At 33.7% G+C, this 25,031-nt stretch carries 36 protein-coding genes and 1 pseudogene; 9 read left to right on the forward strand and 28 right to left on the reverse strand.

What is annotated here, in order from left to right; translation table 11 throughout:
- Positions 1-69: 69 nt before the first annotated feature.
- From ID741_RS15105 to ID741_RS15115, 3 genes are all read right to left on the reverse strand, one after another.
- The gene (locus tag ID741_RS15105; protein ID WP_438720563.1) at positions 70-999 is read right to left on the reverse strand and encodes a sensor histidine kinase; all 930 of its coding nucleotides are present in this window, start codon (positions 997-999) and stop codon (positions 70-72) included.
- Entirely contained in the window at positions 996-1,697 is a 702-nt protein-coding gene (locus ID741_RS15110) for a response regulator transcription factor (protein ID WP_438720564.1), read from the reverse strand. Before ID741_RS15110 ends, ID741_RS15105 begins: the two co-directional genes overlap by 4 nt.
- Positions 1,698-1,786: 89 nt before the next feature.
- Entirely contained in the window at positions 1,787-2,224 is a 438-nt protein-coding gene (locus ID741_RS15115) for a universal stress protein (RefSeq protein WP_218325866.1), read from the reverse strand.
- A 100-nt stretch (positions 2,225-2,324) separates the two neighbouring features.
- On the opposite strand from ID741_RS15115, the gene ID741_RS15120 reads away from it, so the two are divergent.
- Complete coding sequence (locus ID741_RS15120) at positions 2,325-2,543, forward strand: DUF5960 family protein (protein WP_218325865.1); 219 nt, start codon at positions 2,325-2,327, stop codon at positions 2,541-2,543.
- Positions 2,544-2,554: 11 nt separating this feature from the next.
- Positions 2,555-2,818, forward strand: a complete 264-nt coding sequence (locus ID741_RS15125) for a hypothetical protein (RefSeq protein ID WP_218325864.1) — start codon at positions 2,555-2,557, stop codon at positions 2,816-2,818.
- Between the two features lie 24 nt (positions 2,819-2,842).
- Here the strand turns inward: ID741_RS15125 and ID741_RS15130 are convergent, their stop codons facing one another.
- The 4 genes from ID741_RS15130 to ID741_RS15145 form a co-directional block, all read right to left on the reverse strand.
- Entirely contained in the window at positions 2,843-3,268 is a 426-nt protein-coding gene (locus ID741_RS15130; RefSeq protein WP_438720566.1) for a universal stress protein, read from the reverse strand.
- A gap of 171 nt (positions 3,269-3,439) precedes the next feature.
- On the reverse strand, positions 3,440-3,730 hold the full coding sequence (locus ID741_RS15135) for a hypothetical protein (RefSeq protein ID WP_218325862.1): 291 nt from the start codon (positions 3,728-3,730) through the stop codon (positions 3,440-3,442).
- A 149-nt stretch (positions 3,731-3,879) separates the two neighbouring features.
- Positions 3,880-4,623 (reverse strand): MerR family transcriptional regulator, encoded by a 744-nt coding sequence (locus ID741_RS15140; RefSeq protein ID WP_218325861.1) that lies wholly within the window; start codon positions 4,621-4,623, stop codon positions 3,880-3,882.
- A 50-nt stretch (positions 4,624-4,673) separates the two neighbouring features.
- On the reverse strand, positions 4,674-5,204 hold the full coding sequence (locus ID741_RS15145; protein ID WP_438720567.1) for a hypothetical protein: 531 nt from the start codon (positions 5,202-5,204) through the stop codon (positions 4,674-4,676).
- Between the two features lie 275 nt (positions 5,205-5,479).
- Here ID741_RS15145 and ID741_RS15150 point away from each other — a divergent pair, with 275 nt between their 5' ends.
- From ID741_RS15150 to ID741_RS15160, 3 genes are all read left to right on the forward strand, one after another.
- Positions 5,480-5,602: a hypothetical protein gene (locus ID741_RS15150; RefSeq protein WP_281419020.1), complete on the forward strand. Its 123-nt coding sequence runs from the start codon at positions 5,480-5,482 to the stop codon at positions 5,600-5,602.
- 321 nt (positions 5,603-5,923) lie between these two features.
- On the forward strand, positions 5,924-6,424 hold the full coding sequence (locus tag ID741_RS15155) for a CD3072 family TudS-related putative desulfidase (protein WP_246601447.1): 501 nt from the start codon (positions 5,924-5,926) through the stop codon (positions 6,422-6,424).
- A 3-nt stretch (positions 6,425-6,427) separates the two neighbouring features.
- A complete protein-coding gene (locus ID741_RS15160) occupies positions 6,428-6,970 on the forward strand; it encodes a CD3073 family putative ECF transporter S component (RefSeq protein ID WP_246601446.1) in 543 nt (180 codons plus the stop codon).
- 72 nt (positions 6,971-7,042) lie between these two features.
- Here ID741_RS15160 and ID741_RS15165 read toward each other — a convergent pair whose 3' ends face one another.
- The gene (locus ID741_RS15165; protein ID WP_218325859.1) at positions 7,043-7,402 is read right to left on the reverse strand and encodes a DUF1827 family protein; all 360 of its coding nucleotides are present in this window, start codon (positions 7,400-7,402) and stop codon (positions 7,043-7,045) included.
- A 140-nt stretch (positions 7,403-7,542) separates the two neighbouring features.
- Entirely contained in the window at positions 7,543-7,713 is a 171-nt protein-coding gene (locus tag ID741_RS15170; protein ID WP_438720568.1) for a hypothetical protein, read from the reverse strand.
- Positions 7,714-7,798: 85 nt separating this feature from the next.
- On the opposite strand from ID741_RS15170, the gene ID741_RS15175 reads away from it, so the two are divergent.
- Positions 7,799-8,452 carry a cyclic nucleotide-binding domain-containing protein gene (locus ID741_RS15175; RefSeq protein WP_218325857.1) on the forward strand — a complete coding sequence of 218 codons (654 nt, stop codon included), beginning with the start codon at positions 7,799-7,801 and terminating at the stop codon, positions 8,450-8,452.
- A 46-nt stretch (positions 8,453-8,498) separates the two neighbouring features.
- Here the strand turns inward: ID741_RS15175 and ID741_RS15180 are convergent, their stop codons facing one another.
- From ID741_RS15180 to ID741_RS15210, 7 genes and pseudogenes are all read right to left on the reverse strand, one after another.
- Entirely contained in the window at positions 8,499-8,699 is a 201-nt protein-coding gene (locus ID741_RS15180) for a cold-shock protein (protein ID WP_218325856.1), read from the reverse strand.
- Positions 8,700-8,893: 194 nt separating this feature from the next.
- Positions 8,894-10,548, reverse strand: a pseudogene (locus ID741_RS15185) (MutS-related protein).
- 57 nt (positions 10,549-10,605) lie between these two features.
- Positions 10,606-11,235 carry a class I SAM-dependent methyltransferase gene (locus ID741_RS15190; protein ID WP_438720569.1) on the reverse strand — a complete coding sequence of 210 codons (630 nt, stop codon included), beginning with the start codon at positions 11,233-11,235 and terminating at the stop codon, positions 10,606-10,608.
- A 12-nt stretch (positions 11,236-11,247) separates the two neighbouring features.
- Positions 11,248-12,294, reverse strand: a complete 1,047-nt coding sequence (locus ID741_RS15195; RefSeq protein ID WP_438720570.1) for a hypothetical protein — start codon at positions 12,292-12,294, stop codon at positions 11,248-11,250.
- Between the two features lie 94 nt (positions 12,295-12,388).
- The gene (locus tag ID741_RS15200) at positions 12,389-12,862 is read right to left on the reverse strand and encodes a hypothetical protein (protein WP_438720571.1); all 474 of its coding nucleotides are present in this window, start codon (positions 12,860-12,862) and stop codon (positions 12,389-12,391) included.
- Positions 12,852-13,070, reverse strand: coding sequence for a helix-turn-helix transcriptional regulator (locus ID741_RS15205; RefSeq protein WP_438720572.1), 219 nt, complete (start codon positions 13,068-13,070; stop codon positions 12,852-12,854). The genes ID741_RS15200 and ID741_RS15205 overlap by 11 nt, the downstream gene beginning before the upstream one ends.
- A gap of 114 nt (positions 13,071-13,184) precedes the next feature.
- Positions 13,185-13,439, reverse strand: coding sequence for a TfoX/Sxy family DNA transformation protein (locus ID741_RS15210; RefSeq protein ID WP_438720573.1), 255 nt, complete (start codon positions 13,437-13,439; stop codon positions 13,185-13,187).
- Between the two features lie 169 nt (positions 13,440-13,608).
- Between ID741_RS15210 and ID741_RS15215 the strand changes: the two genes are divergently transcribed.
- Positions 13,609-14,169, forward strand: coding sequence for a TIGR00730 family Rossman fold protein (locus ID741_RS15215; protein ID WP_438720574.1), 561 nt, complete (start codon positions 13,609-13,611; stop codon positions 14,167-14,169).
- A 21-nt stretch (positions 14,170-14,190) separates the two neighbouring features.
- Here the strand turns inward: ID741_RS15215 and ID741_RS15220 are convergent, their stop codons facing one another.
- The gene (locus ID741_RS15220) at positions 14,191-14,901 is read right to left on the reverse strand and encodes a DNA alkylation repair protein (protein ID WP_438720575.1); all 711 of its coding nucleotides are present in this window, start codon (positions 14,899-14,901) and stop codon (positions 14,191-14,193) included.
- Positions 14,891-15,304: an SRPBCC family protein gene (locus ID741_RS15225; protein ID WP_218325848.1), complete on the reverse strand. Its 414-nt coding sequence runs from the start codon at positions 15,302-15,304 to the stop codon at positions 14,891-14,893. The genes ID741_RS15220 and ID741_RS15225 overlap by 11 nt, the downstream gene beginning before the upstream one ends.
- A gap of 90 nt (positions 15,305-15,394) precedes the next feature.
- On the opposite strand from ID741_RS15225, the gene ID741_RS15230 reads away from it, so the two are divergent.
- Positions 15,395-15,736, forward strand: coding sequence for a RidA family protein (locus tag ID741_RS15230; RefSeq protein WP_438720576.1), 342 nt, complete (start codon positions 15,395-15,397; stop codon positions 15,734-15,736).
- Positions 15,737-15,790: 54 nt separating this feature from the next.
- On the opposite strand, the gene ID741_RS15235 is transcribed toward ID741_RS15230, so the two are convergent.
- Positions 15,791-16,735, reverse strand: coding sequence for an aldo/keto reductase (locus ID741_RS15235; protein ID WP_438720577.1), 945 nt, complete (start codon positions 16,733-16,735; stop codon positions 15,791-15,793).
- Positions 16,736-16,853: 118 nt separating this feature from the next.
- Between ID741_RS15235 and ID741_RS15240 the strand changes: the two genes are divergently transcribed.
- Entirely contained in the window at positions 16,854-17,390 is a 537-nt protein-coding gene (locus ID741_RS15240; RefSeq protein WP_438720578.1) for a TetR/AcrR family transcriptional regulator, read from the forward strand.
- Positions 17,391-17,424: 34 nt separating this feature from the next.
- Here ID741_RS15240 and ID741_RS15245 read toward each other — a convergent pair whose 3' ends face one another.
- From ID741_RS15245 to ID741_RS15285, 9 genes are all read right to left on the reverse strand, one after another.
- Positions 17,425-18,660, reverse strand: coding sequence for an MFS transporter (locus tag ID741_RS15245; protein WP_218325844.1), 1,236 nt, complete (start codon positions 18,658-18,660; stop codon positions 17,425-17,427).
- Between the two features lie 2 nt (positions 18,661-18,662).
- Positions 18,663-19,367 carry a hypothetical protein gene (locus tag ID741_RS15250; protein ID WP_438720579.1) on the reverse strand — a complete coding sequence of 235 codons (705 nt, stop codon included), beginning with the start codon at positions 19,365-19,367 and terminating at the stop codon, positions 18,663-18,665.
- Positions 19,368-20,048: an ABC transporter ATP-binding protein gene (locus ID741_RS15255; RefSeq protein WP_438720580.1), complete on the reverse strand. Its 681-nt coding sequence runs from the start codon at positions 20,046-20,048 to the stop codon at positions 19,368-19,370.
- A gap of 102 nt (positions 20,049-20,150) precedes the next feature.
- Positions 20,151-20,786, reverse strand: coding sequence for a TetR/AcrR family transcriptional regulator (locus tag ID741_RS15260; RefSeq protein WP_438720581.1), 636 nt, complete (start codon positions 20,784-20,786; stop codon positions 20,151-20,153).
- Between the two features lie 89 nt (positions 20,787-20,875).
- Entirely contained in the window at positions 20,876-21,190 is a 315-nt protein-coding gene (locus tag ID741_RS15265) for a DUF2568 domain-containing protein (RefSeq protein WP_438720582.1), read from the reverse strand.
- 17 nt (positions 21,191-21,207) lie between these two features.
- The gene (locus ID741_RS15270) at positions 21,208-21,774 is read right to left on the reverse strand and encodes a TetR/AcrR family transcriptional regulator (RefSeq protein WP_438720584.1); all 567 of its coding nucleotides are present in this window, start codon (positions 21,772-21,774) and stop codon (positions 21,208-21,210) included.
- Entirely contained in the window at positions 21,758-22,471 is a 714-nt protein-coding gene (locus tag ID741_RS15275) for an MBL fold metallo-hydrolase (protein WP_438720586.1), read from the reverse strand. The genes ID741_RS15270 and ID741_RS15275 overlap by 17 nt, the downstream gene beginning before the upstream one ends.
- Before the next feature lie 92 nt (positions 22,472-22,563).
- Entirely contained in the window at positions 22,564-23,133 is a 570-nt protein-coding gene (locus tag ID741_RS15280) for a DUF6434 domain-containing protein (RefSeq protein ID WP_438720588.1), read from the reverse strand.
- 621 nt (positions 23,134-23,754) lie between these two features.
- The gene (locus tag ID741_RS15285) at positions 23,755-25,014 is read right to left on the reverse strand and encodes a DinB/UmuC family translesion DNA polymerase (protein WP_438720590.1); all 1,260 of its coding nucleotides are present in this window, start codon (positions 25,012-25,014) and stop codon (positions 23,755-23,757) included.
- Positions 25,015-25,031 lie beyond the last annotated feature (17 nt).

Below are 25,031 nucleotides of genomic sequence, written 5' to 3' on the forward strand. Positions count from 1 at the left end.
GAATCTATCTTAGCGAAATAAAGCTTGAAACTTATGACATATTTCTTACTTTATTCTGAAACGTTCCTTTCATCGTGTTTTTGGAAATTTCACAGTAAAAGAGGTTCTTACATAAGGTTGACTATACACAGTAATTTTCCCCTGCATGCTTTCAACTAATTTCTTTGTAATTGCTAGCCCTAAGCCACTACCACTGTAATTCTTATCAGTTGCATCTTCTAAAGTAATCATTCGTTCAAAAATTTTTTCTTGATTCTCTTCCATAATTCCCTTGCCTTTATCCATGACTTCTACTAGTACCTGTTCAGTTGTTTGCCACACTTTTATCGACAAGTAATGACCCGCCTCCCCATACTTTATGGCATTACTAATTAAGTTGCCAAAAATACGATGAAAAGCCAATTTATCTCCTAAGACAAAAATCGTTTCCTCAGGAAGTTCAAGCACTAGTTCCAACTGTAAAGAATCAATTTTTTCATAATAGCTTAAAATTTCTTCACGTAAAAGCTCCACCAAATCGAGTTTTTCATTTGTAAGCTTCATTTCTCCAGCTTGTAACTTATTTAAATCAAAATAACCGTTAATGGTCTTAGTCAGTTTGTCGGCTTGACGACCGATTTTATCAAGCTTTTGGCTAATTTCTCCTTGATCTAATTCTGCTAAATTAGATTTTAGCACTTCCGTATAGCCTGAAATAACTGTTAAAGGAGTCTTTAAGTCATGAGAAAGATTGGTTGTCGTATTTTTCATAGCGCTATCTAATTGATTAAACTCTTTTTGGAATTGGCGATGATCTTCAACAAAAGTATTAAAACTATTTAAAAGTTCTTGAATATTTTTATCCGAAGTCCCATAGGTAAGCGTGCGATTGGGATGCTCATGGCTATTTTTCACCTCAAAAACTACTGCTTTTAGATCTTTTTGTGATTGCCGGAATTTATAATAGAAATAAATAGTTAAGCTTAGCAGAATAATTCCGCTGAGTAGTAAGAAAATCATTGACTATCTCCTAACTTATAACCGATCCCCCACACTGTGACAACATATTTAGGATTTGAAGGATCGTCTTCGATTTTTTTTCTTAAGCGTCGAATCGTCACATTTAAAACATTGTCATCATTCAGAAATTCGTCATCCCAAACCTCTTGATACAATTGATATTTGGTAAATATTTTCTTTGGATGATCAACAAAAAGCTGTAATAAATCGAATTCCTTTTTTGTTAATTGAATCTCCTGTTGATTTTTTCGAATTGAGAAAGCTTCTGGTAATAATTCAAAACCTAAATCGTTCGAATCAGTTGCTCTATTTGCCACATGGTTATATTGATCATTGCGCCGAAGCATTGACTTCACACGGGCCAGTAATTCAAAGACCGAGAAAGGTTTAGTTAAATAATCATCTGCCCCATGTTCTAAACCAACAACTTTATCAAATTCTGTATTTTTGGCTGATAAAATTAAGATCGGTACCGTGTTATTCTTTCGTAATTCTTGCATTAGGCTAATGCCATCTTTTCCAGGCATCATCAAATCTAAAATTACTAAGCTCAACTCTTTTTCATTTTTAAATAATTCTTCCGCTTGCCAGCCATCTTCTGCCGTTAAAACTTGATAGCCTTGCTTAGTTAACTCTTCAAATAATAATTCACGTATATCTTTTTCATCTTCAACTACTGCAATTTTCGTTTGTGTCATTATTTTTATGATCCTCTCAGCAATTTTTTACTATTATAGCAATTTTTAACATATAAAAAACGCTTTTCACTATGAAAAGCGTTGAAATTTTATTTTATAACCATGACATTACAACTTGCTTGATTAACCACATAGGCTGTCGTTGACCCTACTAATACTTGTGAGATAGCTCCTAATCCGGTTGCTCCCATCACGATTAAATCTGCATTAATCTGACTTGCCAAACTAACAATTTCTCTTTTGGGAGATCCAGCAATTACTTTTGAAGAAATTGGTACTTGGCTTTCTTTTATACTGACCTCAGCTTCTAATTGACGAATCAATTCTTGAGCTTGTTGCCTCACTTCATCAAGTAATGCAACTGAATTTGCTCCGGTTGTCCCTCGAAAACTACTTGTATCTATCACTGTCATTAGTGTCATTCGTCCATGATTACGTTTGGCGATATTAATGGCTTCAGCAAAAGCCTGTTTAGCCTGAGGTGAAGCATCAACTGCTACTAAAATATTACGATATTCATCAGTCATCGCGAGTCCTCCTTTTTTTATTTTATTCTACCATTTTTTTTGAATGATTTCACTTTACAAAGAGAACAAATGTTCGTATAATATTTATGAGGTGAGAAAAATGTCTATGCTTAGTAATGATTCAGTTAACAAATTTTATCAAACCTATGACTCTCTAGTTGGTACAAATGCGGCGCTTCCCCTAATTTTAAGTGATATTACTGCCAAAATGGATCAAGAAAAGCGCGATTATTTCACAGTTCATGTAGATCAACAGATCATTTATTTTCAGTTTGAAAGAAGAGATGGCGAATTGATTTTTACAGGCACTCATGGTTAGGAGGTTTAAGAATGAAAACTTATCAAGGAATTGTTACCAAAATAAAAATTATCCGTTTCGATAGCCAACCTTTGGTTTATTTCCGAATCGACCAACAAGACTTTTTGATTGCTCATCATTCTTTAAACTTTCTAGCAGATGTTAGTATCGATAGTCACATTGCCGTTGCCTTTACCACTAACAAAAAGCATCAACGAATCGTCCGAAAATATGGTGTCATCGGACAGACTCAGTTGATGCAAGATTTTAAAAATTTAAGTTATTCTGGTGTATAAAGTAAGTCAATTGGCTTACTTTTTTTATCGCACCACCATCACATTACATGGTGCATTGTTGACAACATAGGAAGTTGTAGACCCAACTAACAACCTTGAAAAAGTACCGGTTCCTGTGGTTCCCATCATAATTAAATCAATTTTCAATTCTTCAGCAGCTTCAATGATCTTCAATTTCGGATTACCTTCTGCTTCTATTATCGTGTAATCAACATCCTCAGGAATTTTTTCTTTTAGATTTTCCACTACTCCATCAGCTGCTTTCTTTGCAGCATCAATCGCATAATTCACAGCATACGGCTCGCCAGCTAAATGACTTGTATCTGCTACAGATAAAAGAAATAATTTTCCACTATTTCTGCGGGTTACTGATAACGCTTCCAAAAAAGCATTATGGGCCTGCTCGGATCCATCAACGGCTACCAAAATCTTTTGATAAACTTCTCTCATGTTGATCCCTCCTATTCTTTTCTTTATTTTATACAAAACATAGGCGTTTTGTATAGTAAAAAGAAAGAAAAAGATCAACAATCTTATATGATATGATATTTTAATTTATTATAGCAGTTAAATTTGATAACTAATTCTTTGATACTTTTTTCACAAATAAATTTAAAAAAATTAAACTGCTGCACTTTCTGATAAAATTTCCACCGTATCGTCTTCGTTTAAAATAAAAGCGTAACGATTAAAAAGTGTTTCCAATAATTCTGGGTCTAAAGTTAATTTCATAAAGACTGGTAAATCTAATTTTTCAGAGATTTCATCGCCAGAAACCTTGTTACTTACATTGTTTTTTTGAAATTCTGCAAACGGACGCAATACTTTTGCAAAACTGTTATTAACAGCAATACTCCCACGTTCACATCTTAGTGCATCTCTTAATTCGACTGCATTTGTAACTGTTCTCATTTGTCATCATCTCCTTGAACAAAGAATAGCATACCTATTTTCTGATTTCAATAGATTTTGTGAAAAAAAACACAAATATTTTAAATTTCTTTTAATCTTCCTTTAAAGAAAAAAACACCTTCTAATTTCTTAGAAAGTGTTATCTTTATTTATTGTGCTTCAATAATTTTTACTAAAGCCTCTGTTGCACCCGTACCGCTTTTTTGATCGTAATATGCGGTGAATCGTTCATCGATTAAATACATAGCAGCAATTCCTTGATGAATTTTCAACTCATAATGAGGTAAATAACTACCCAGCCATTTTTTATGATCAGCAAAGATTAGCTCCGCTAGTTCTTTTGTTGGCTTTGTTAAGTATTCACTAAGATTCTTTAACAATCTTCCTTCAGTTTCTTGGATATTGTCAACTTCCTCTTGTGACATTTTTCTAAATTTTTGATTGGTTTCGTTGATGATTGTTTCACCATATTTTTCACGAATTTCATTACCGTATTGCGCTTCATTTTCTTTAATCGCTTGTTCTCTTAGCATTTCAAAATCATTTTTATTAGCCACTTTATTTCCTCCTTTTGGCTGATTGAGATTGGCATCAATTAAAGCAACAAGTTGATCCAACTGGGCCCGTTTTGCCAACAACTGTTCTTTTTGATCCATCAGCACTCTTTTGTTTTTATCGTCAGGTTGATTGAGCATTTGCCGAATTGTTTTTATGGATAAGTCAAAGGAGCGATACAATAAAATCAAAGCTAGACGATCAACTTCTTCTTCACCATATAAACGATAGCCACTTTCGGAAAAAGCTGCTGGCATTAGTATTTCTTGCTCTTGATAAAAGCGTAACGTTCGTGGACTAACACCGCTTAAATCAGCAATTTCTTTAATTGTATACATGACTCATTCCTCCTGATAAATAAAGAATAAGCCTTGACGCAACGAGAAGGTCAAGGCTTTTTTTGAAAAAATTCAACTGGCTCTACTAAAACTTTATTCCACTGCATCACAATCTTATTAACCAAGTTTAGCATCGTAATGACCGCTTGCTGGTGACTAATTTCCCCAGTTTGATAGGCTTTTGATAATTGGTGATATAATTCCTCTAATAATTGCACTTTATTTTCGAAAAGATAGTCGCCTAGCTCATACAATTGCTCTTCTTCTGGCGTTGTTTTGAGATTTTCAGGGGCCTTTAAGTATTTTTTTACTCGCCTCAAAGCATGAAGCATTTGTGGTGTCTGCTCTTGAAAATAATTGAAATCTCTTTGTTGAAGATGCTTTCGATAAGTTTTTAACATGTTACGAGATAATTCAAAACTCACATAAAAATTTTTAGTAGAATTATCTTTAGGAAGAGTTACTACAAAACTAGGCCTTCTTACTGGAATAATCTTTTCCGGTTTATTTTTAGTTTTAAAATAATAAATAAGTGCACCAATACTCACTAGTATCAATACAGATAAAATCAACAAATACATCGGTTTCTTTCCTTCCTTTTGCTATGATAACTTTTTTACCAATAAAAGCCAATAGAAATTTCATCACTGATGACAACGGATGATTTTAAGAAAATTTTCGTCCTTAGTTTAAGTAAATCTTTACCACTCTTCACAAATTTTACTTGTTTCCTTTTGATTTCTTTAAAGTATTTCAGCTAAGATAAATGAGTGGATGACTTGGTAGCACTGCAGGTCTCAGATCTAACAGATGTAGGTTCAATTCCTACCTTCCACGTTATGAAGGAGGCTTTTTTATGAAAAAAATTATTCTTAGTTCCACAATTATTGCTTCTTTGCTCTATTTCTTAATGGTGCAAAAAGAACAGCGCCATCAATTCCCCAAAGTCTCCAATAAACATGATTATTTTCCAAGTTAATTCCAGACAATATTTCTAAAGAAAAACACTGAAATGTTATACTTTCAGTGTTTTTTTAATAGCCTTTATTCCTATTTTTATGCTTTTAATACTGGCTTTCCTCACAATTAGTGAAAAAATGAGCAAATTATTTTTTTCTTATTGTCAAAAAAATAAAACAGGATATACTTGATGTGTCAGTTTATTCTATTTTTTAGGAGGTTTTTAGATGAAATTCTTAAATACAAGTTGAAATCCTTTCGTATGCTTAGAGTTTTCTAAGAAAAGAACCTCTTACTCCAGGTTAAATTAAATTTTTAACTGAATAAAGAATATTTTAGATTGGGGGAGTTATTTATTAAACCACAAAAACAATTTGTTATTGCTTCCCACTGTATTTTAAATCAAAATGCCGTGATTCATGGCTGGGAACGCGCTCGGGGAGCCTTTCCGTTTATTTTAGAAATTTTAGATCAAGGAATTGCAGTTATTCAACTTCCTTGCCCTGAATTTATTTTTCTAGGTGGAAATAGACCTCCTATGACTTATGAAGAATATGCAAAATTATTGGGATTTCGTGAAAAATGCCGTGAATTACTTTTACCCATTATCGAACAAGTTAAGCTATATTTAGCTGAAGATTATCAATGTCTTGGTGTAATCGGAATTCATGAAAGTCCAAATTGCTCAATTAGCGGACAAAGAGGCGTCTTGATGGAAGAATTTTTCTCGCTTTGTCAGCAGGAAAATATCTCCCTAAAAAATTTTGAAGTTCCTACATGGTATGAAGAAAATCATCAAGAAGATTTTCATGAAAATCTAGCAAAATTTTTGGAGGATTAAATTATGAACAAAACGAAAATTATAATTTTTTGTGCATTAGCAGTCACTATCAATGTTGTTTTAGGTGAGGCCGTCTCAATGATGAGTATTCCTCTACTTTTTTTAGATACAGTTGGTACAATTTTTATTGCTGCCACTTATGGAATGAGTTATGGAATAATCACCGGTGTTACAACTAATTTATTAATGGGTTTAATTAGCGGTCCCTTGTCGATTCCTTTTGCATTAGTAAACATTGCTGTAGCAATTGTTGTTGCCTTATGTGCAAAAAATGGTTTTACTTATAAAAAGGCTTTGTTAGCTGGAATTCTTTTGTCCTTTATTGCCCCAATGATTGGCGCACCGATCCGTTTAGCTTTGTTTGGCGGATTCACCGGCTCAGGTACGGATGTGGTAATTATGGCTTTACGTGCTTCAGGAAAAGAAATGATTTCTTCTGTTTACTGGGGAGCTGTCGCCGGGAACTTTATTGATAAAATTCTTTCTTGTCTACTAATTGCTTGGATGATTAAACTGCCTCAAATGCGTCGTATTATTGCAAAATAAAAAAATTGATGGACTCAAAAAATATGAGTTCATCAATTTTTTTATCTAATAAGTATTGCAAGACACCGCAACTTATATAATATACTGTTTCAAAATAATAATCGACTTGTAATTGGTTTTATAAGCCTCTTCATACTGAGCTTTTATATCTTCAGGAATATAGATGATTGAAGTGTCTTTTGTTTCATCCATTAATTTGCCTTGAATAAAAGCAATTTCTTCCTTTGAAATTGGGGTCTTTTGATTTGCTAAAACAACGACCCGCTCTACATTGTTTTCCACCAAAATAACGGTGGTGTGGTTCACAGTATAAACTTTCCAAAAAGAGACTGACTTGCAATACTCTTTTAAAATTTGATCCAAAACTGGAAAAACACGATTTAGCTTTGCAGTCGCTTGGATCGGTGTTTCAAATAGTCGTAAATTAGCCATACGCTTACCTCCTCTTTGTCCTCTACATAATAAATATAACACAAAAAGAAGAAAAAATGACAGTGGATGACTTGCTCTACTGGCAAGTGATTCCAGGCTTTACACAAACTTTTTTTCGAAAAATTACAACTGTAGAAATTTTAAGCTTTACTAGTAAAATATTTTCGAGCCAAATATTTTTGTCTTTTGGATTCATTTAGTTGATTTGCTTGTACTTGTTTTTGAATCTGACGGATTTTTCTTTCATTTAAGCCTTTTTCGATCATCATTAAGGCAACTAAAATAATTATTAGTATGATTATTTGATTCATTTTTATCACCTTCCCTACAAATAATATACGAGAAAATGTTTTACTTGAGGTAGGACATATGTCATACTTTTTATGAGGTGATTGGATGAATCGTAATGAATTAACTGAAGAATACTTACCAATCTTACAAAAATGGCAACTAAAGTCTCAAGAGCTGAAAGATTGTCAGATTTTTATCTTTAATCCGAGGGAACGGATTGTAACTGAAGATGAAGAAATAAACCACTTTCTCTTGATGGTTTCTGGTCGGGCAAAAGTTTGTAATTTTGCCAGCAATGGAAAAAATCTCATCTTAGGCTATTATATTTCAGCTGGATTAATAGGTGACGTAGAACTAATGACTCACCAAAAAACAGCGACCTCTACAATTGTTTCCATTTCCGAGTGCATCTGTATCGCCATTCCGATCAAACAGAATTATCAGATTCTTAGGAACAATTTGCAGTTTATTAATGCGCTGGCAGAAGAATTGGCAAAAAAATTAAATGAAAATTCCCATAATTATTTTGCGTCAGCAGTCTACTCAGGAGAAGCACGTTTGGCTTATTATATTTTAGAAAATGCCTATAAAAATTATTTTCAGGATAATTTAAGAGATGTGGCAGGATCGGTTGGATTAAGTTATCGACATTTATTTCGAATACTTAATCATTTTATTGATGAAGGCTTATTAGAAAAAAAAGATGAAGGATATTTTATTAAAGAAGCAGCTATTTTAAAAGAGAAAAGTATGGCATAAAAAAACTAGGAGATTGATTAGTCAATCCCCTAGTTATATTTTTTATTTAAGCTTTAACAATGTTAGTTGCTTGAGGGCCACGTTGACCTTCTTCAACATCAAAAGTTACTGCTTGGCCTTCTTCCAAAGTTTTGAAACCGTCGCCTTGGATAGCTGAGAAATGTGCGAAATAATCTTGTCCATTTTCATCAGTCACGAAACCATAGCCTTTTTCTGAGTTAAACCATTTTACTGTACCGTTGTTCATAACGAATACCTCCAAATTACACATCAAGTGCATTTATTTGTAATGAAAAATGACGTGTAACAAGAAGCCAAATATATAACCTGTTAATCACATATCAAAATACCTTACCTGAAAGACTTTACCATACTATTTATGAAAAAACAATCTTACAGTTTATTATTAATTTAAGTTAAATAATTTCATTAAAAATCGTTTCATTCAAAGATTGTCCACTGACGATTCAGATCAAATTCGACGGCTTCTTTTTGTGCTTTCTCGACTATTTCAGTTGGGTAGTTTAAGACTTTTAGTAACCGAATCGCATTTCTTGTTTTTGCCGGTCCAGCTCTTAAAGAGTAATCAAAAGTCACACCATCTTCCTCAGTCACTTGTTCCTCAAAATGAACATTTTGACAATAATTTCGCAAAATTTCCGTCAACTCAATATCGTGGGTAGCCACGTAAACTAGTGAAGAATATTGGCTTAGCCATTTAACAATACTAGAAGAAGCAGAAATTCGTTCGATCGTATTAGTTCCTTTTAAAATTTCATCAATAAAGCAATAACAATGTTCCCTTGTTTGTACTTTTGCTAACACCCGTTTAACTGATTTAATTTCTGCCACAAAATAACTGTCACCAGCAAATAAATCATCTTCCACCGCCATTGACGTTAGTACATGTCCCCTTTGTAAAGTAAATTCTTCGGCGCAACATGTATAAATCGTCTGAGCCAAAATAGTATTGATTGCAATTGATTTGACATAAGTTGATTTACCAGAGGCGTTTGATCCAGTAACCAATGTATTCTTTTCCCAGTCAACAAGGTTTGCGACCGGTTCGGAAATCAAAGGATGATACACTGTCTCGCCCTTGATCCCGCCCTTTTTAAAAGTCGGCTGACAACTAACTGGCAGCAAGCTTCGATAATTTAAAACAGCTGCGGCAACCTCGAATTCCCCTAAAATTTTCCACAAAGTAATTGCTGCATCACTATTTTTCATCACCTTTTCAAATATAAAATGATAAGAAATAAACGGCAACATAAAAATGATATTCACATATTCAAATAGCATTTCAGCTTCAGTATTGCTTTTAATTCGAAAAGAAAAACCAAACTTTAAAATCGACACTAACGGCTTTAGTGCTGCTGCCAACTCTTCTTTTCGCGGAGTCTTTAATTTAGCAATTTTTTTAGCCACTGCAATTGACTGAACCAAATAAGCCATACTGTTTAATTCAGTTTCCACCTCTTGTTTCTTAGCAAGATAATAAAGTAAGTTAAAACAAAGTACACCAATCGTAATAAATATCCCGAACTTCATTCCCCCTATCACTAATAGAATACCAACAATCGGCAATAACCCTAACCCAATAAACTGCCACAATCTTCCTAGACGTTGGCTATAATTTTGTGACAAATAATTGACGACAAAATTATTGTCTCTTTTCCCTAAACTGGCAAAAGCATATTCAATATCTTCTCTTAGTTGGGGATCTTTTTCATAAAGTGCGATTAATTCTTCCACTTACAGCTGATCTTCTTGGTTAAAATCGAATCCTCGTAAACGTTGATATAAGGCTTCGGCGCCAATACTTGAATAGGTGTGGTTCAATTCTTCAAAAAGTCGAATCATATCTAAGTCATACCAAGTAATATCATCGACTTCACTATCTGTTTGATGATATTTTTTCGCTTCTAAAAATGCTTGTTTTAGACTATTTTCTTGATCAAAATTAGTCACTCTTGGGATTTTCCCCCAACTATTTTTCACCATCTTACGTAGACGTAAACGACTTAGAAAGTCATCGTTATAATAATAATTGCTACCGCTACCAACAAAAGAATAATAAATAATTGTTCAGACATTATCCACCTCCATTTTCTAAGTATAACAAAAAAACACAACATTTCTGTCGTGAATTTCTACGTTTTATTACAAATATGATAAGCTGTCCAACCATTTTTATATTGGCTACTTTTTAAAACTAAACCGATTTGATTTAACTCAGCTTGAAATTTATCATCGGTTAATTCCGGCAAATAATACTTAATTTTAGTTTGCTCACAAGCAATTAAAATTAAGCCGTCTTTTTTTAACACTCGTTTCAGTTCTGATAAACCTGCAAAAAGATCATTCCAGTGAAAATGATTTTGAAAGGCACAAATTAAATCAAAGCTTTCAGCTACAAAGTCGGTTGCTAATACATCATCTACCGAAAAAGATAATGTTGGATGCGTATATTTTTCTTGAGCAAGGGCGATTGCAGTATCAGAAATATCAATCCCAATCGTTTTAGTTGGAGTAAATAATCGATTTAAATATTCGGTCGACGCACCATTGCCAATACCTACATCCAAAATAGCCGTGACCTTTCTATCCTTTATTTCATTGGTACTCCAATAAACCATTGGTAAGTAGACACGATTCCAAAGCTTCATCATAATCTTTCCTAAAAAACCAGTCGGCATTTTTGATTGTTGTAATAATTGTCGGTACAAAATGATTAACACTGCTAATGATATAACAATTCCGATAATGATTCGAATGCTCATTTCCCCCTTTTTTTAAGCGGGAATAATTTTTTTCAGCTGTCCTAATTGAGCTAATTGATCTAAAACTTCAAGACCCATAAATTGAAAAGGATACTTTACTCCTTTGATCGCACGATTATTTAATATTTTTTTGGCTACCAGCGCGCAAAAATCGGCGGTTATTCCATAATCTGAAGTGGCTTCAATTTGAATTTTTTCTGTAGTCTGTTCTTGAAATTTGATACCGGAAGCCTCTACTTCTAAATAAACCCGCTCATCATTATGTCGTGCATTAAATTTTAACTTTAATTTTTTGGCAATCTTTAACAAAGGCTCAGCTAAGCCATACTCCAACAGAAAACTAACCAAATGATTAAAACCATTTTGATTCCAGCCTGTTTGATAAGTTGGTAGTCCGATTCCCAATTTCTCATCCAAAACTGCTCCTTCATCATGGGCAATTTTTCTTATTTTAAATGTCCGTTGTTTAATATTAATCGTCTCTACTTCTCGAAAGCCATGAGCGGCATCCCCCACAGGTTGGTGAATAATCTTCAACATGTCTTCAATTCCAGACAGACCAACTTGGGCATTTTTATTTTGGACCAAATTAACTTTTACTTGTTGAATCTCACTAAAATCGCTAACAGCTGAATGGACTAGTACCCCAGATAATCCCGGAAAAAAACCTGCCATCATGATTGAGGGCGCACCATTATTCGGTAAGACATTCTCAACAAAGTTAGTAAAACTTCCATAAGCTGTCAAATCGATACAAGGAATACTGTAAATGGAACACAATTCCTGCAAGACTGGTTTATTTTGTTTTACGGCCACTATCACACAGTCTAGTGGTTGGTTAATTGCATCATCTAAGCTTTTGTATTCAGAAAAATCTGTGTAAATAAATTTGGCTGCGATTTCTAATTTTTCTAAGCGTTCAACAGTCTTGGGTCCTCGTTCTTTTCGATAGTCGCCAACTAAAACTGTGACTTTTTCGTCAAAGACTTTGTGAAGACTACGACAAATTTCAAAACCAAGACTGCCGGAAGCACCAATCACTAATATATTTTTTTTCATATTTTCTCCGTATTCATGAAAATCGTTCTTACTATTTAATTAAAGTACGCCTTTTCATTTATCTTAGCAGATGGAATACAAAAGTAACAACTATCTACCCTTCTTGACTATAATTCTTAAAATCTGTAACATATTTGACATTTAAGAAAGCCCAAAACAAGAAAAATATAAGTAAAATAAGATTTAACAGCTGAACCAGTGGCAATTTCGTTAAAGCAAAAAATAAAATAAGAAAAGGTACAATCATAAGAAATTTGGCTGAATAGACATAACCATGAGCAGTAGTTTTCAAAGCACTCATTAATTCACGTTCATCTTTCGCCCAATATAAAATACTTTGTTTCATAGGATCTTTATTTCCTGTTCTAGTAGTGGATATTCCTTTACTCGCAGGATAACGAATTTGAATAAAAGAAGTTACCGTGAAAACAATCACCAGTGCAATCAACGTGCCCAACCTTAAACTGCGGTCATTATAATTCAAAAGAATAAAGGCTGCGGTACAATACATCCCATAATTCACGCAATTTGTTACTGCTAAAAATTTTAAATAGTTTTCAGAAGTCATCTTTCTTCCCCATTTCCCGATTAAATTCGAATAAATCATCCACCGTCGTGTTTAATTCATCCGCTAATAAGAATGCCAATCTTAATGACGGGTCATACTTATCATTTTCGACTGCTAAAATCGTTTGTCTAGTTACCTCAGTCAATTTCGCTAATTCTTCTTGCGATATTTTTAACTGTTTTCGCCTTTGACGAATCGAGTTTTGCATTATTTCACCTCAAATGTAAAACATGTTTTACAAAAATTAGTATAGCTGAATCAAAATAAAATGTAAAATCTTTTTTACATTTTATTCTGATCAAAAATTGAATAATTATCTCCATCACTTTAATTCATTAAAAAATTCTTTCAAACTTTTTTTTCGTTGGTGGGTTAATTCTTTTTTGGGAATATCTAGAATAGCTGCTTCTAAACCATAAAGAAAATGTAAACAAGCACCTTCATCTACAAGGTGACGCACTTTTAAAAATGCTGTTTCGGTACCTACTTTTTTTAGTGCTTGACTATCGTTAATCCCTACAGCCATTAATTTTTCTTCAGCTACAGGACCTAGATTTTTCATTTCTGATATCTTCATAGTTGAATCTACTCCTTCAATTTAAATTAATAATTGCTTTTTAGTGAGATACTTTTATCTTTTTTGAAAATAAGTAGTAATAGATAATTAGTACTTTCGAATAATTCTTTTGTTCTTGACTTAGATTTTGGTATAATTTACTTGAACCTATCAAAAAGGAGTTTAAATAATGAATATTACAGTCTATTGTGGTGCAAATAAAGGAAATCAAGAAATTTTTCAAGAATCAGCAGTGCGTTTAGGTAAATGGATTGCTGAAAACGGGCATACTTTAATTTTTGGCGGTGGGAAAGCCGGTCTAATGGGTATTGTAGCTGATACTGTCCTTCAATCTGGCGGAAAAGCCATTGGCGTAATTCCAACATTTTTGAAAGAACGAGAACTGGCTCATCCTAATTTGACTAAAATGTACGAAGTTCCTGATATGATTGCCCGCAAAGAGCAAATGTTTCAGTTAGCTGAAGTGTTCATCGCCTTACCTGGTGGTCCTGGCACATTAGAGGAAATCACTGAAATGATTTCATGGGGTCGGATTGGTCAAAATCCGCACCCTTGTATCTTATTTAATGTTGACGGGTTTTATGATTTTCTTGCTAAAACTTACGACAATATGGTAGATAAAAATTTTCTTTTCGCTGAAGACCGTAAAAAAATTCTTTTCTCTGATTCCTTAACTGAGATAGAAGAATTTATCGCCTCATATACGCCACCTTTTGTACGGCAATATTGAGACTTTTAATTAAAAATCAAGCTATTTTGCTACTCGTCCCATCTTGGATTTGTCAGAAATTAATCGCTGCCGTCCACTGACTTTGACCAATGTTACCAATTCTTTTAGGGCATCTTTGCCAATCCATTGTTGCGCTTTGTTTTCAGAAGCAAGCAATTCTTCAGCAGTCAAAATACTTAGTTCTTTTGCTGTTTCGTTTGTTTTGCCTAACTCTCTTAACGCCCAAGAAACCGATTTTTTCACTAGTATACGGTCATCGTTTGATTGTGCTTGAATCAATTGTAAATATTTCTGGATTTCCTCTTCCGATAAAGTGGCATGAACAGATGTACTAGCGATTAAAGTAAAGGCTGCCCTTTTATAATATAAACCTTCCTCACTAACCCAGCGTTGGATATATTGGTCAAAATCTTTTTTAATTAAAATATTTTTACAAAATAAATCACACAAGTCCCAAGAGACAATCTCTGTCATAAGCTTCTCAACCATCTCTTCAGTCACGTCTTTCGGTCTCAGCGCCAAGACAGACAATATTTTGCACTCGTGGTAACCTGTATCCCATAACTCTAATAAAAATTCAGGCTCTTTTGGTAGTTTACGTGCTATTTTCCTTAAATCAGTCGTAGCAACGCCGATTGTGTTTTCAGCGGGAGTGCCCAATTTAATTACATTATTTTTATATTTTTCCGAAGCTTGTTCTTGTAAATGAATGACGATCTCATCAATTTTCATCAGCAACCCGCCTTTGTAAATCCTCCATATAGGTTCGCTGCATTTTCTTTAAATTCATCATGAAAAACGATAAAACATAGATAATTGGATTTTTTATGTCAAGCTGCTCACTAAAATTCAAAACGGTCTCTTCAGAAGAAACTTCTTCAAAACGACCGACCCATTCCCCTTGAAAAAATTTATTTCCCATTTGAAACGCATAAAGTTGATTGGCTTCTTTTGCGACGATAGTGAACTTCGTCTGACCGCCACCTTTAAAATGCTCAATAAAAACATTTTCAGAAATAATTTCTAAATGTTCTACGTCACTACGCCAACGAACATCTTGATTATTCGTAACAATCTCCCAAACTCTTTCAACATTTGCTGGGATTTTCCATTTGATTGTTGAATTTCTTTTCATGTAGCTCCTCCTCGTGGAATGTCCTGTTATCAGTCTACCATAAATAAACCGCTTCATTTGTGCTATAATTTCAAAAAAAGGAGGATTTTTATGGCAATTTATACTGATAGTAAAATCATTAGGGAACCGTTATTAATAATCTCAGGCCAGACACCTCAAAAGGACAATTTTATTCCTGATTCAATCGAAGAACAGCTAGACATTGTGTTAGAAAAAATTGCACTAATTATCTCTGAAAATCAAGCATCCCGCAAAAATATCGGCAAGATGAATGTCTATTTAACCCATAGTCAATACTTAAACGCCGTTAGAGAAAAATTAACTGCTTTTTATGGAGAAAATAAACCCACGATGACTTTAGTTATCGTCGCAGGGTTGGTTCATCCCGATTTCAAAGTGGAAATTGATGCATTAGTTCCACTAAACGATTAACATAACTCCCTTAGATCATTAGTTATCTAAGGGAGTTTTTTTTTGAATAGAGAATTATTTGAAGCCGTTGAGGGAAGAAATTTCTGACTGAGACAATCTGAAATTCGCAGCTGCGACATTTTGTTTAACCTGTCCTAAACTGCTAGCTCCTGGAATCGCAAAAACTGTCTCTCCCTGAACATTAATAAGCCAATTCAATGCAATTTGAGCAGGAGTTTTCTGATGTTTTTGGCCTAGTTCCACTAAATGATCAACTAATAGCTGGGTTTTCTTGAGATTTTTTTCAGTTAAACCATATTGGAATTTTTTTAACCAAAATAATTGTTTTAGCTGCTGGGGATTATCATGATATTTTCCAGTTAATAATCCTTGGTGTAATGGAGAGTAGGCAATAATCGAGACATTAAGTTCTTTTGCCAAAGCCAAGACACCATTATCTTCAATTCTGCGATCAATTAAATTATAGCGCACTTGGTTGGACACTAATTTTGCTCCTGCATTCCGTAAATATTTTTCGGCTTTTTTCATCTGATTGGCTGAAAAATTACTAACGCCTACATATTGAATCTTATTTTTTTGGATCAATTGACACATTTGATCCATTTGTCTTTCAATTGATGAAAAAGAAGTAGGATGATGAATTTGATGAAGACTAATCTGATTTATTTGAAGCAGTTCTAATCTTTGATCAATTGTTTGACCAATTGATTTAGCTGATCGCATGAAGGGCCACCATTTATCGGCTAAGTAAGGCTTTTGCTCTAGTTCTGATAATATTTTCCCAATATTTTTTTCTGATGTACCATTCCCATAAGCTTCGGCAGTATCTAACCAATTAATTCCCTGATCCAAACTAAATTGTACAATTTCTTTCATTTTTTCGTAGGAAAGATCTTTCCAAAATCGCGCACCGATTCCTACATTATTAGAAAACTGCCAAGTTCCTAAACCTAATGGTGACAATTTTAATTCCGTTCCACCAAATCTTCGTAATTCCATATAAGTCTCCTTTTGTCACACTTGTGACATTTATGGAATGATTATATACTGATGAAAATAAGGAATTCAATTCTTTTTAAAAAGTGCTACAAATTATTCAATATGAGGCAGGAATCCAATGAAAAAAAATAAACAGATTAGCCAATCAAAAATGTGGCTTTGGCAAGCATTATATAATTTGATGGAAGAACAAACTTATGAATCAATTACGATTAAACAGATTGCTGAAAAAGCGCAATTAGATCGGCGCACTTTTTATCGACATTATCGCTCTAAAAAAGACATCATCCATGACCATCTTACTCAACTTTTGCTCGTTCATTTTCAAGAGATAAAGAACCTTGGTATTACAGACGAAGAAAAAATCATTTGCCAACATTTTTATTTTCTAAAAGATCAGTGGCAACTACTACAAATACTTAAAAAAAATGATTTATTTGATTTCCTGCTAACTAGTTTTACTAGCTATAACCATCTTTTTGAGTCTGTTTTTCAATCAAGTGACTTTCCAATAAATAAACAGCCCTATCAATTAGCTTTTAAAGCAGGTGGATTTTTAAACGCTGTATCCCAATGGTTAGAACAAGCAAAGCCTGAATCACCAGAAGAAATGGCCAAAATTATTACGACTTTTTACCATAGTGGCGTTGAATAAAAAAAGGCAGGATTTACCGGCCTCATTTTAAAACTTATTCTACATGAATTACTTTTTGTTTAACTCGAAAAGCTCTTCCAGCTAAAAATGCCATTAAGCAGGTTAAAAGACTAATAATTATAACAATATAAAACATATTCTCTACTGCCATCACTTGGCTCAACCAACCATACAATAACTGTCCTAGAGGCATCGCTAAAGTACTTACAATTAAAACTAAAGACATCATTCTTCCCAATAATTCTTGTCTCACGCGGGTTTGAACGTAGACCAGCATTTGCATGGAGATTAAAGAAACTAAGGCCAACATAAGAGCCATTAAGATAACCATCGTCCAAAAGGCGATTGCAGGGTTTGAAATAAATTTAAAAGGACCAATTAACAATAAAATTAATATTCCTGCTTGAAATAAGAAATTCGATATAAACTGGATATTTATTTTGTTTGCCAATAACCCAAAAATAATCGTACCAATCAAACTACCTAAGGCAAAAATGCCGTTCATGATGCCGTATTCTTGGTTGCTAATTTGCAAATGAATTCGACTAAAATAAGGAATTACCACTTGAATAAAGGAAGACAAAAAGAAATTTAAAGCAAAAGCAATCAAGCAAATATGCCAAATCACTCGGTATTGTTTCAAATAATTGATTACTTCTTTTGAATCGTCTTTTACCATTTTAAAAACAGAGGTTGTCATAGGTCTTTTTAAATAAGGTATGGTTAAACTGAATTCACAAATTAGAGCTAAACAAAATAACAAGATACATAAAAAATAAATCAGATTTACACGATCAAAACGATAAATCATACCTGCTAAAACCGGCGCCAGTAAATTTCCTAACATCCCCACTGAACTGATCACACTATTAACTTTTGGAATAGCTGCTTCGTCAGCAACTAAGGGAATAGTTGATTGAACCACTGGTGTTTCAAAAGCAGAAACAATCCCAATCAAGACTGTTAAACCGCCGATCAAAACCAAAGATTGCTGATAAAATATCACTACTAGTAAACCTAACGTTAAAACCAAATAACAACTATCCATTAAAATCATCAATCTTTTTTTAGGTAAGCGATCAGCCAAAATACCACAAAAAGGCAGGCTAACCAATCGACCAATCATAGACAAAGCTGTAATAACACTAAAAGTTAAAGCTGATTTTGTTAAATCTAAAACATATAAGGACAATGTGAATTGAACAATCATCGTTCCCAACACCGAGAACACTTGGCTCAGAACCAAAAAAATCAAATTTTTCTGTCGCATTATTAGACCTCCATCCTTTTAACTTTGTTTACCATTAAATGATAAGCGATCACTGCAGCAAGTGTGTAGATCGCTGCCACAACTATAATTAAAAAAATATTCTGGAGGGAAGACAAATTACTCGGGACACAAACTAATAACAAGCCTGAAAATAATGCTGCCGGTAATGAATTCCGCCACCAGCCGATCGCTAATGCCAGTAAACTGATTGAAGTAACTAAAAAAACAGCTGTAAAAATTAGTGGAATCTGATCTACAAGTAACCCAACAGTCACAGGCTCATTTGAAAATGGCAACCAGCTTTGGGTTCCTAAAAAGATAATATCCACCACTGTAATACTCACAATTGTCCAAATGGTATTTAATAATATAACTAACCAAATTTTACTAACCAAAATTTTCTTTCGTTGGATTGGATAACTCAAGGTTAAATAACCATTTTTTTCTTGATAAGCTGCCATCACAATTTTTCCCAACATGGTGGTGCTCAAACAAGTAAACGCAGCCGTATTTAAAATAAAAACCATCATTAACTTAAAACTTAAGGTTGTAACTTCAGGAGAGCCTTCTCTTACTGACGGATCAATTAGTGGAATAGCTGCAAAAAAATACGCAAACATGAGAGTGACAACCAAAATGATGCCAGATGCTAAAAAATATGATTTAAAATCATTCTTCTTCATTTCTAATTTCATCAATTTAAACATTTAAATTCCCTCCATCCAATTAATCATTTTATTCTCAAAGACTGTTGGACTTTCTGTCGAAAAATCTTTTGCAAGTGTTTGTAAAACCATTTTCCCTTCATATAAAACGACAATCCGATTTGCGATGGATTGAACTTCAGACAAAATATGGCTAGAGATAATAATCGTTTTATTTTGTTCTTTTAATTCTTGCAATAGTTCACGAAAATCTTTAATTCCTTTAGGATCCAATCCATTTAGGGGTTCATCAATTAACAGAATATCTGGATTATGAATTAAACATCGAGAAATGACCAGTCTTTGTCGCATCCCTAATGAATAATTTTTGACTGGTTGCTGATTTTCTACCGATAGTCCAACTTTTTTCAGCCAATAGCCGATTTTCTCTTCGGAAACATTATAGTATTGACAATGAATCGCTAGATTATCCCAACCACTTAATTGTTCATAAAATACAGGTTCATTAATACTAAAGCCAATATTATTTTGATTAAGTTGAATTTCACCACTAGTTTGTTCAGCTAAACCGGCAATTAGTTTAAACAATGTTGATTTTCCAGCACCATTTTTTCCAAGAACCACCAAAACCTCTCCTGGATATGCAGTTAAATCAATTCCTTTCAACACCTCATTTCCGTTATAATCCTTTCTTATATCTCTTACTTCTACCAAGTTGTGCATCTTATCATCCTTCATTTTACATACTATCGGTATGTATTATTTTAAAATATAAACACTATAGATACCACTGGTATGTATAGTGTTAAAAAAATAACTGAATTCTCAGTCATTTTTTTTTAAATAATCGAATAAATCATAGGTTGTCATTAATAATTCATCTGAGATAATTGGTACACCTAAGCCATCAAAAGTAAGCTTAATGAAAGCCAATTTACGCTTTAATTCTTCTTTAGACAAGGTAAACATTTGGAAACCAACCCAAACATTTAAAGTTAAGACAATTAATTCAGCTAATTCTTCAGGAAAATCTGTAACGATTGAACCATCCGCTACACCTTCATCCACCATTTCTTTTAATCGAGGAACAGAAAATTCAAACATCTCTAAATATTGTTCCCCCAATAATCTTGGACTTCTTACAATAATAGCACCAGAATAAGCTAATTCTTGTCTGCGGAAATTGGTAAAAGCTTCTTTAAATGCATTTTGCAATTTCTCTAATCCATTTTCTCCTATCCAAATGTGCTCGGCAGGATCAGGCGCATTTACTTCGACGATTTGTTGTAAAATATCAAACTTTGACTTGAAATGATGGTAAATCACTCCTTTTGTCATGCCACCTAAACCATCAACAATATCTTGAATAGAAGTATTGTCATACCCTTTTTCTAAAAAAAGACCTTCTGCAACTGCCAAAATTTTTCGTTTTGTTTCTTCTGGATTTCGTCCTCTTGGCAAATAATCACCTCTTACATACCATTGGTATCTAAAATGAACTATACCGAATCAAATATCGTCTGTCAAACTATTTTTTTCTGAAGTCTGTTTTATAGCTTAAGAAAATGCAGCAAAACTGTATCAATTACAACTACAGTAAAATAAACATAGCCAATTTCTTTATTAAAAATCCACGAATAAGCCACACCACCAATTAAAAAAATGCCACTCTCTAATAAAATTTTATTGATTCCCGCTAGATGGTAAGTTGACTTGGGCGCACCAAAAAGCATCCAAACCGCTACAATGAATACTGCCAAACTCAAATAGATAATTTTCCCACTTAATTTATCCGCACGAAAACTTCCGAAAATTAAACCTCCAACAGTAAAAATTTCTAATAAGAAACGGACACTAACAATCAAAATTTCAATTATATTTATTATTTCTCACGCTCCTCAACTAGGCCAGTTATAATTAAATCCAAACCGAAGATAAAACTTTTCTCAATACTAACTGGAAGTTTAAAGGCTTCTCGATTGGAAAAAATGGAAAAACCATCTAGATATGCCCGCAACAAACGGACAAAATGAATTTCTTTTTCTGGTGATAAGGAGAAATTCTGTAACTCGTCTTGGACTAAAGAAACAATCTGATTTGAAATTTCGACTGCTTCTTTACTACGCCAATAATTAGGATTTTGCACCAAGATATATTGACTAGGATAATCCAACGCAAAAGTTAAATAAGCGTCTGCCATCAAGCGAATATTCTTTATTGGTTCTTCAGTATTCTTTGCACTGAATAATGCCTGATAGAAATTTGCTAAACTAGCTTCAGCCAGAATACCTAACAATTCTTCCCGATTTTTAAAATGGTTATAAAGTGACGGAGACTTAATCCCCAACCGTTCTGCCAAAGCTTTTAACGTGACACCGTCAAGTTCTGCTTGATTTAAAAGTTGCATACCTTCTCTGACAATATCTGTTCGATCAATTTTTCTTTCCATTTATTTTCACCTCAAATTCTTTGACCGTCTGCTCAATAGCTTTATCGGGATTTTCTAACATGTCCCCATGACCAACCGCTAAAAGTTGCAGATCTAAATGTTGAATTTTCTTAGCACTATTTAAAGCAGTTTCTTTACTCCAAGTTGCGAAAGCTGGAAAAGGAAAAGAGTTCACCCGATCCCCTGAAACGGCGAGTCGTCCCCTTGATTGAAAAGCATCCCCGGCAATCGCAAATCCTTCTGGTGTCAAGAAAGTAACTGATCCAGGCGTATGTCCTGGTGTCGCTATCACAAGAATATCTGCCAGTTGTTCTCCATCATCAAATGTAAAATCGATTGGCATTTCAACTTTAGGATAACCGCCTTTAATTTTGCCAGGCATCTCATCAGTATCTAACGAAAAATCTCCCTTTAATAAACGATAATCTCTTTTTGAAATCCCAATAGGAACTTCAGGAAAACTTTTTTTAAACTGTGGAATACCATTGATATGGTCGCCATGGGCATGGGTCAGTAATAACATTTCAACCGGTTTATTGGTTGCTCTTTTGATTTCTTCAATTTCCTTCACGAAACCTTTCATTCCCATATCGATTACAATTAATGAATTTTTCGTTTCATAAACATAACAATTGACGGGAAAAATTATCGGCATAAAAGTAATTTGGCGCAGATTTTTAAAAATTGATTGCTTCATTTCATCACTTCTCTCTAAACTAATACGATTAGTATATATTATTAGAATATTTTAATCAATAAAAAAAGACTTTATGTTTTTCCATAAAGTCTCTAAATTAAACTATTTAAATCTGACGTTTCATAACGATTGTGTCCTGGTAAACTTTTTTTATATTTCCAACATATTATAGCCTCAGTTAGTGTTTTATCTTTTTGATCTTCAAAAAAATCACGAATATACGTATTGTATTCAAATTGACCATCAATCTTTTTACGAATTGGTTTTTGATGGATTATTTCCTGATAGGCTTCAATTGCGCTAGCATAAGTCTTACCGGCATTTGCTTTCAACCAATTTTGAAAAGCCACTTTGAAGGTAAAATTCGGTCCAATAGTTTCTTTGAAAAATTTCCGATGGACTTCAGAACAAATAATGTTTTCTTCAATCAATGATTCTAGTGAAATTTCAGTTATTTGTTGCTGATTTTTGTTTTTCGATGCTGTTTTCAAGATCGTTCCATCAGTTAAGAAAGCAACAATTCGCTGATTTAACAATTCTTTGCTGCCAGAAGTTGGTAATTGATGATTCCGTAGAAAAGCAACTAATTCTTCTTTTAAAAAATAATAATCCTGAAATTCTTCTGGTGACAATGATTGCTCTAATAGTGGCCTCTCAGACACGAAAATTCCCCTTTCTAATAGGATTTCTTAAAACACAAGGATCTTTCGCTTTTTAAAAAGATCAGAGCCCAACTGCATACGGCAGTTATTAATGTTAGTGGACCCATCAGGAGTGTTTCTTTTATACTTGTTGTCAAAAAGAAATTCCAAATAATTGCATAGCTTACAAATAAGGTATTCAACCAAATAATCAACTGCGTCAGTTTTTTTGTTTTTAGTGGCAATATACCACCGTAGGATAAATAGCTTGCGACAACGATACCCCAAACAACTGAAAAGGTTAGATGAATCATTATTTTCGAACTCGGTGAAACAATATATTCCCCTCCTAAAACAAATTCTCCCAACGGAAAACCCAAGACAATCAGTAACTGAACCAGACAACTGACCATCGTTGCAGCAGCGCAAATAATGGCTAAAGCTTTGATTTTTTTATTGATTATTTTTCACTCCTTAATGAATATTGATAAATACTTTTTTCAATGACCTATTAAAAATAGCATATACAAGTCATTTTTATTAAAAATATTAACTTGAAAAGATTTAATTATTATAGCAGTCATAAAAAAGCATCACAACTTTAGCTATTCAAAATCAATCAAAAATGAAATACTTTGTCATTTACAATCCATCCAGTCCGCCAGCTCCTCCATTATGTCCACCAACTAAACCAGCCCGTTTGATACTTCTTGCATTTTCTAGTTTACTACTGGCTCTTACAATACTCACAAATCCATATTTTTCGCGAATCCGATCAGTAACTTGATCGATCTTTTCTTGCTTTATCTGAATTTCTGGCTCTTCAAATAAATTTAACTGACTGCCATTTTGATAAACCAAATGACCAAAAGTGACACCAATTTGACGTACGAAAACACCTTTTTGATAAAACTTATTAAATAAAAATAGCAGTGCATCAGCTAATTCTTTAGTGTTGTTAGTTGGAGTAATTTTCGTTTGCCGGCTAAAACCAGAAGCAGCTTCATCGCGACTATAGCCAATAAATAAATGCACAGTTTGTGTTTTGGCTTTTCTTCGTCTTAAGCGGATCCCTACTTGTTCAGCCATTTCTCGAATGACTAGCGGCATCTCAGATCCTTGATAATCCCTCGGTAAAATTTGGCTATTACCAATATTTTCACCTTTAGGAATATACCGATCTTGTAATTTTGTACGGTCAATTCCGTTAGCATGATGATACAGCTGTAAACCAATAACGCCATGGCGGCTAGATAATGAGCCAGGATCCGCATTAGCTAGTTCTCGAATATTAGTGATCCCCATTAAATGCAAGTTCTTTTTCATTCGTCGACCAATCCCCCAAAAATCAGTCATTTCGGGGATATTCCAGACTTTCTCAGTGACATCTTCATAATTCCATAAAGCACGCATATTTTCTGCTTCTTTGGCTTCATTGTCTAAGGCTAACTTTGCTAATAGTGGGTTGCTATTGGACATACCAATAGTTGAATAAATTCCAGTTTTATGATAAATATCACGTTGAATTTTTCTGGATAATTTATTGAGTTTTTCGGCCCGAGTTTTTTCATCTGGCTGAAAATAATTCAATGAAGCAGTTAAATCTACGACGCCTTCATCAATCGAATACCATAAAATATCTTCTTCCGCCGCATATTTTCTAACGATGTCTTGAATAATCAGATTTTGCTCAATATAATACCGCATGCGTGGCGGAGCCTTAATTAATTTAGCAACTTTAGGATTTTCCTCAACCGATGGCAGCTCCCAAGCTCTTGTAACATTAGTAATCCCAAATTCTTTTTTTGCCATCGGACTACTAGCTAAAATTAAACCGGACGTATTGTCTGTGTGACTCATAACAACTAACAAAGCCTTCAATGGATCTTCTCCGCGAGCCACTGCCTCACAGCTGGATA

The sequence above is a fragment of the Enterococcus sp. AZ103 genome (genome assembly GCF_051714685.1).
Taxonomy (GTDB): domain Bacteria; phylum Bacillota; class Bacilli; order Lactobacillales; family Enterococcaceae; genus Enterococcus_A; species Enterococcus_A alishanensis.

What these genes read in the sequence shown, in the direction of transcription:
- ID741_RS15105 (WP_438720563.1), bottom strand. Translation starts at nt 999, where the DNA reads ATGATTTTCTTACTACTCAGCGGAATTATTCTGCTAAGCTTAACTATT.
- ID741_RS15110 (WP_438720564.1), bottom strand. Translation starts at nt 1,697, where the DNA reads ATGACACAAACGAAAATTGCAGTAGTTGAAGATGAAAAAGATATACGT.
- ID741_RS15115 (WP_218325866.1), bottom strand. Translation starts at nt 2,224, where the DNA reads ATGACTGATGAATATCGTAATATTTTAGTAGCAGTTGATGCTTCACCT.
- ID741_RS15120 (WP_218325865.1), top strand. Translation starts at nt 2,325, where the DNA reads ATGTCTATGCTTAGTAATGATTCAGTTAACAAATTTTATCAAACCTAT.
- ID741_RS15125 (WP_218325864.1), top strand. Translation starts at nt 2,555, where the DNA reads ATGAAAACTTATCAAGGAATTGTTACCAAAATAAAAATTATCCGTTTC.
- ID741_RS15130 (WP_438720566.1), bottom strand. Translation starts at nt 3,268, where the DNA reads ATGAGAGAAGTTTATCAAAAGATTTTGGTAGCCGTTGATGGATCCGAG.
- ID741_RS15135 (WP_218325862.1), bottom strand. Translation starts at nt 3,730, where the DNA reads ATGAGAACAGTTACAAATGCAGTCGAATTAAGAGATGCACTAAGATGT.
- ID741_RS15140 (WP_218325861.1), bottom strand. Translation starts at nt 4,623, where the DNA reads ATGTATACAATTAAAGAAATTGCTGATTTAAGCGGTGTTAGTCCACGA.
- ID741_RS15145 (WP_438720567.1), bottom strand. Translation starts at nt 5,204, where the DNA reads ATGTATTTGTTGATTTTATCTGTATTGATACTAGTGAGTATTGGTGCA.
- ID741_RS15150 (WP_281419020.1), top strand. Translation starts at nt 5,480, where the DNA reads ATGAAAAAAATTATTCTTAGTTCCACAATTATTGCTTCTTTGCTCTAT.
- ID741_RS15160 (WP_246601446.1), top strand. Translation starts at nt 6,428, where the DNA reads ATGAACAAAACGAAAATTATAATTTTTTGTGCATTAGCAGTCACTATC.
- ID741_RS15165 (WP_218325859.1), bottom strand. Translation starts at nt 7,402, where the DNA reads ATGGCTAATTTACGACTATTTGAAACACCGATCCAAGCGACTGCAAAG.
- ID741_RS15170 (WP_438720568.1), bottom strand. Translation starts at nt 7,713, where the DNA reads ATGAATCAAATAATCATACTAATAATTATTTTAGTTGCCTTAATGATG.
- ID741_RS15175 (WP_218325857.1), top strand. Translation starts at nt 7,799, where the DNA reads ATGAATCGTAATGAATTAACTGAAGAATACTTACCAATCTTACAAAAA.
- ID741_RS15180 (WP_218325856.1), bottom strand. Translation starts at nt 8,699, where the DNA reads ATGAACAACGGTACAGTAAAATGGTTTAACTCAGAAAAAGGCTATGGT.
- ID741_RS15190 (WP_438720569.1), bottom strand. Translation starts at nt 11,235, where the DNA reads ATGAGCATTCGAATCATTATCGGAATTGTTATATCATTAGCAGTGTTA.
- ID741_RS15195 (WP_438720570.1), bottom strand. Translation starts at nt 12,294, where the DNA reads ATGAAAAAAAATATATTAGTGATTGGTGCTTCCGGCAGTCTTGGTTTT.
- ID741_RS15200 (WP_438720571.1), bottom strand. Translation starts at nt 12,862, where the DNA reads ATGACTTCTGAAAACTATTTAAAATTTTTAGCAGTAACAAATTGCGTG.
- ID741_RS15205 (WP_438720572.1), bottom strand. Translation starts at nt 13,070, where the DNA reads ATGCAAAACTCGATTCGTCAAAGGCGAAAACAGTTAAAAATATCGCAA.
- ID741_RS15210 (WP_438720573.1), bottom strand. Translation starts at nt 13,439, where the DNA reads ATGAAGATATCAGAAATGAAAAATCTAGGTCCTGTAGCTGAAGAAAAA.
- ID741_RS15215 (WP_438720574.1), top strand. Translation starts at nt 13,609, where the DNA reads ATGAATATTACAGTCTATTGTGGTGCAAATAAAGGAAATCAAGAAATT.
- ID741_RS15220 (WP_438720575.1), bottom strand. Translation starts at nt 14,901, where the DNA reads ATGAAAATTGATGAGATCGTCATTCATTTACAAGAACAAGCTTCGGAA.
- ID741_RS15225 (WP_218325848.1), bottom strand. Translation starts at nt 15,304, where the DNA reads ATGAAAAGAAATTCAACAATCAAATGGAAAATCCCAGCAAATGTTGAA.
- ID741_RS15230 (WP_438720576.1), top strand. Translation starts at nt 15,395, where the DNA reads ATGGCAATTTATACTGATAGTAAAATCATTAGGGAACCGTTATTAATA.
- ID741_RS15235 (WP_438720577.1), bottom strand. Translation starts at nt 16,735, where the DNA reads ATGGAATTACGAAGATTTGGTGGAACGGAATTAAAATTGTCACCATTA.
- ID741_RS15240 (WP_438720578.1), top strand. Translation starts at nt 16,854, where the DNA reads ATGAAAAAAAATAAACAGATTAGCCAATCAAAAATGTGGCTTTGGCAA.
- ID741_RS15245 (WP_218325844.1), bottom strand. Translation starts at nt 18,660, where the DNA reads ATGCGACAGAAAAATTTGATTTTTTTGGTTCTGAGCCAAGTGTTCTCG.
- ID741_RS15250 (WP_438720579.1), bottom strand. Translation starts at nt 19,367, where the DNA reads ATGTTTAAATTGATGAAATTAGAAATGAAGAAGAATGATTTTAAATCA.
- ID741_RS15255 (WP_438720580.1), bottom strand. Translation starts at nt 20,048, where the DNA reads ATGCACAACTTGGTAGAAGTAAGAGATATAAGAAAGGATTATAACGGA.
- ID741_RS15270 (WP_438720584.1), bottom strand. Translation starts at nt 21,774, where the DNA reads ATGGAAAGAAAAATTGATCGAACAGATATTGTCAGAGAAGGTATGCAA.
- ID741_RS15275 (WP_438720586.1), bottom strand. Translation starts at nt 22,471, where the DNA reads ATGAAGCAATCAATTTTTAAAAATCTGCGCCAAATTACTTTTATGCCG.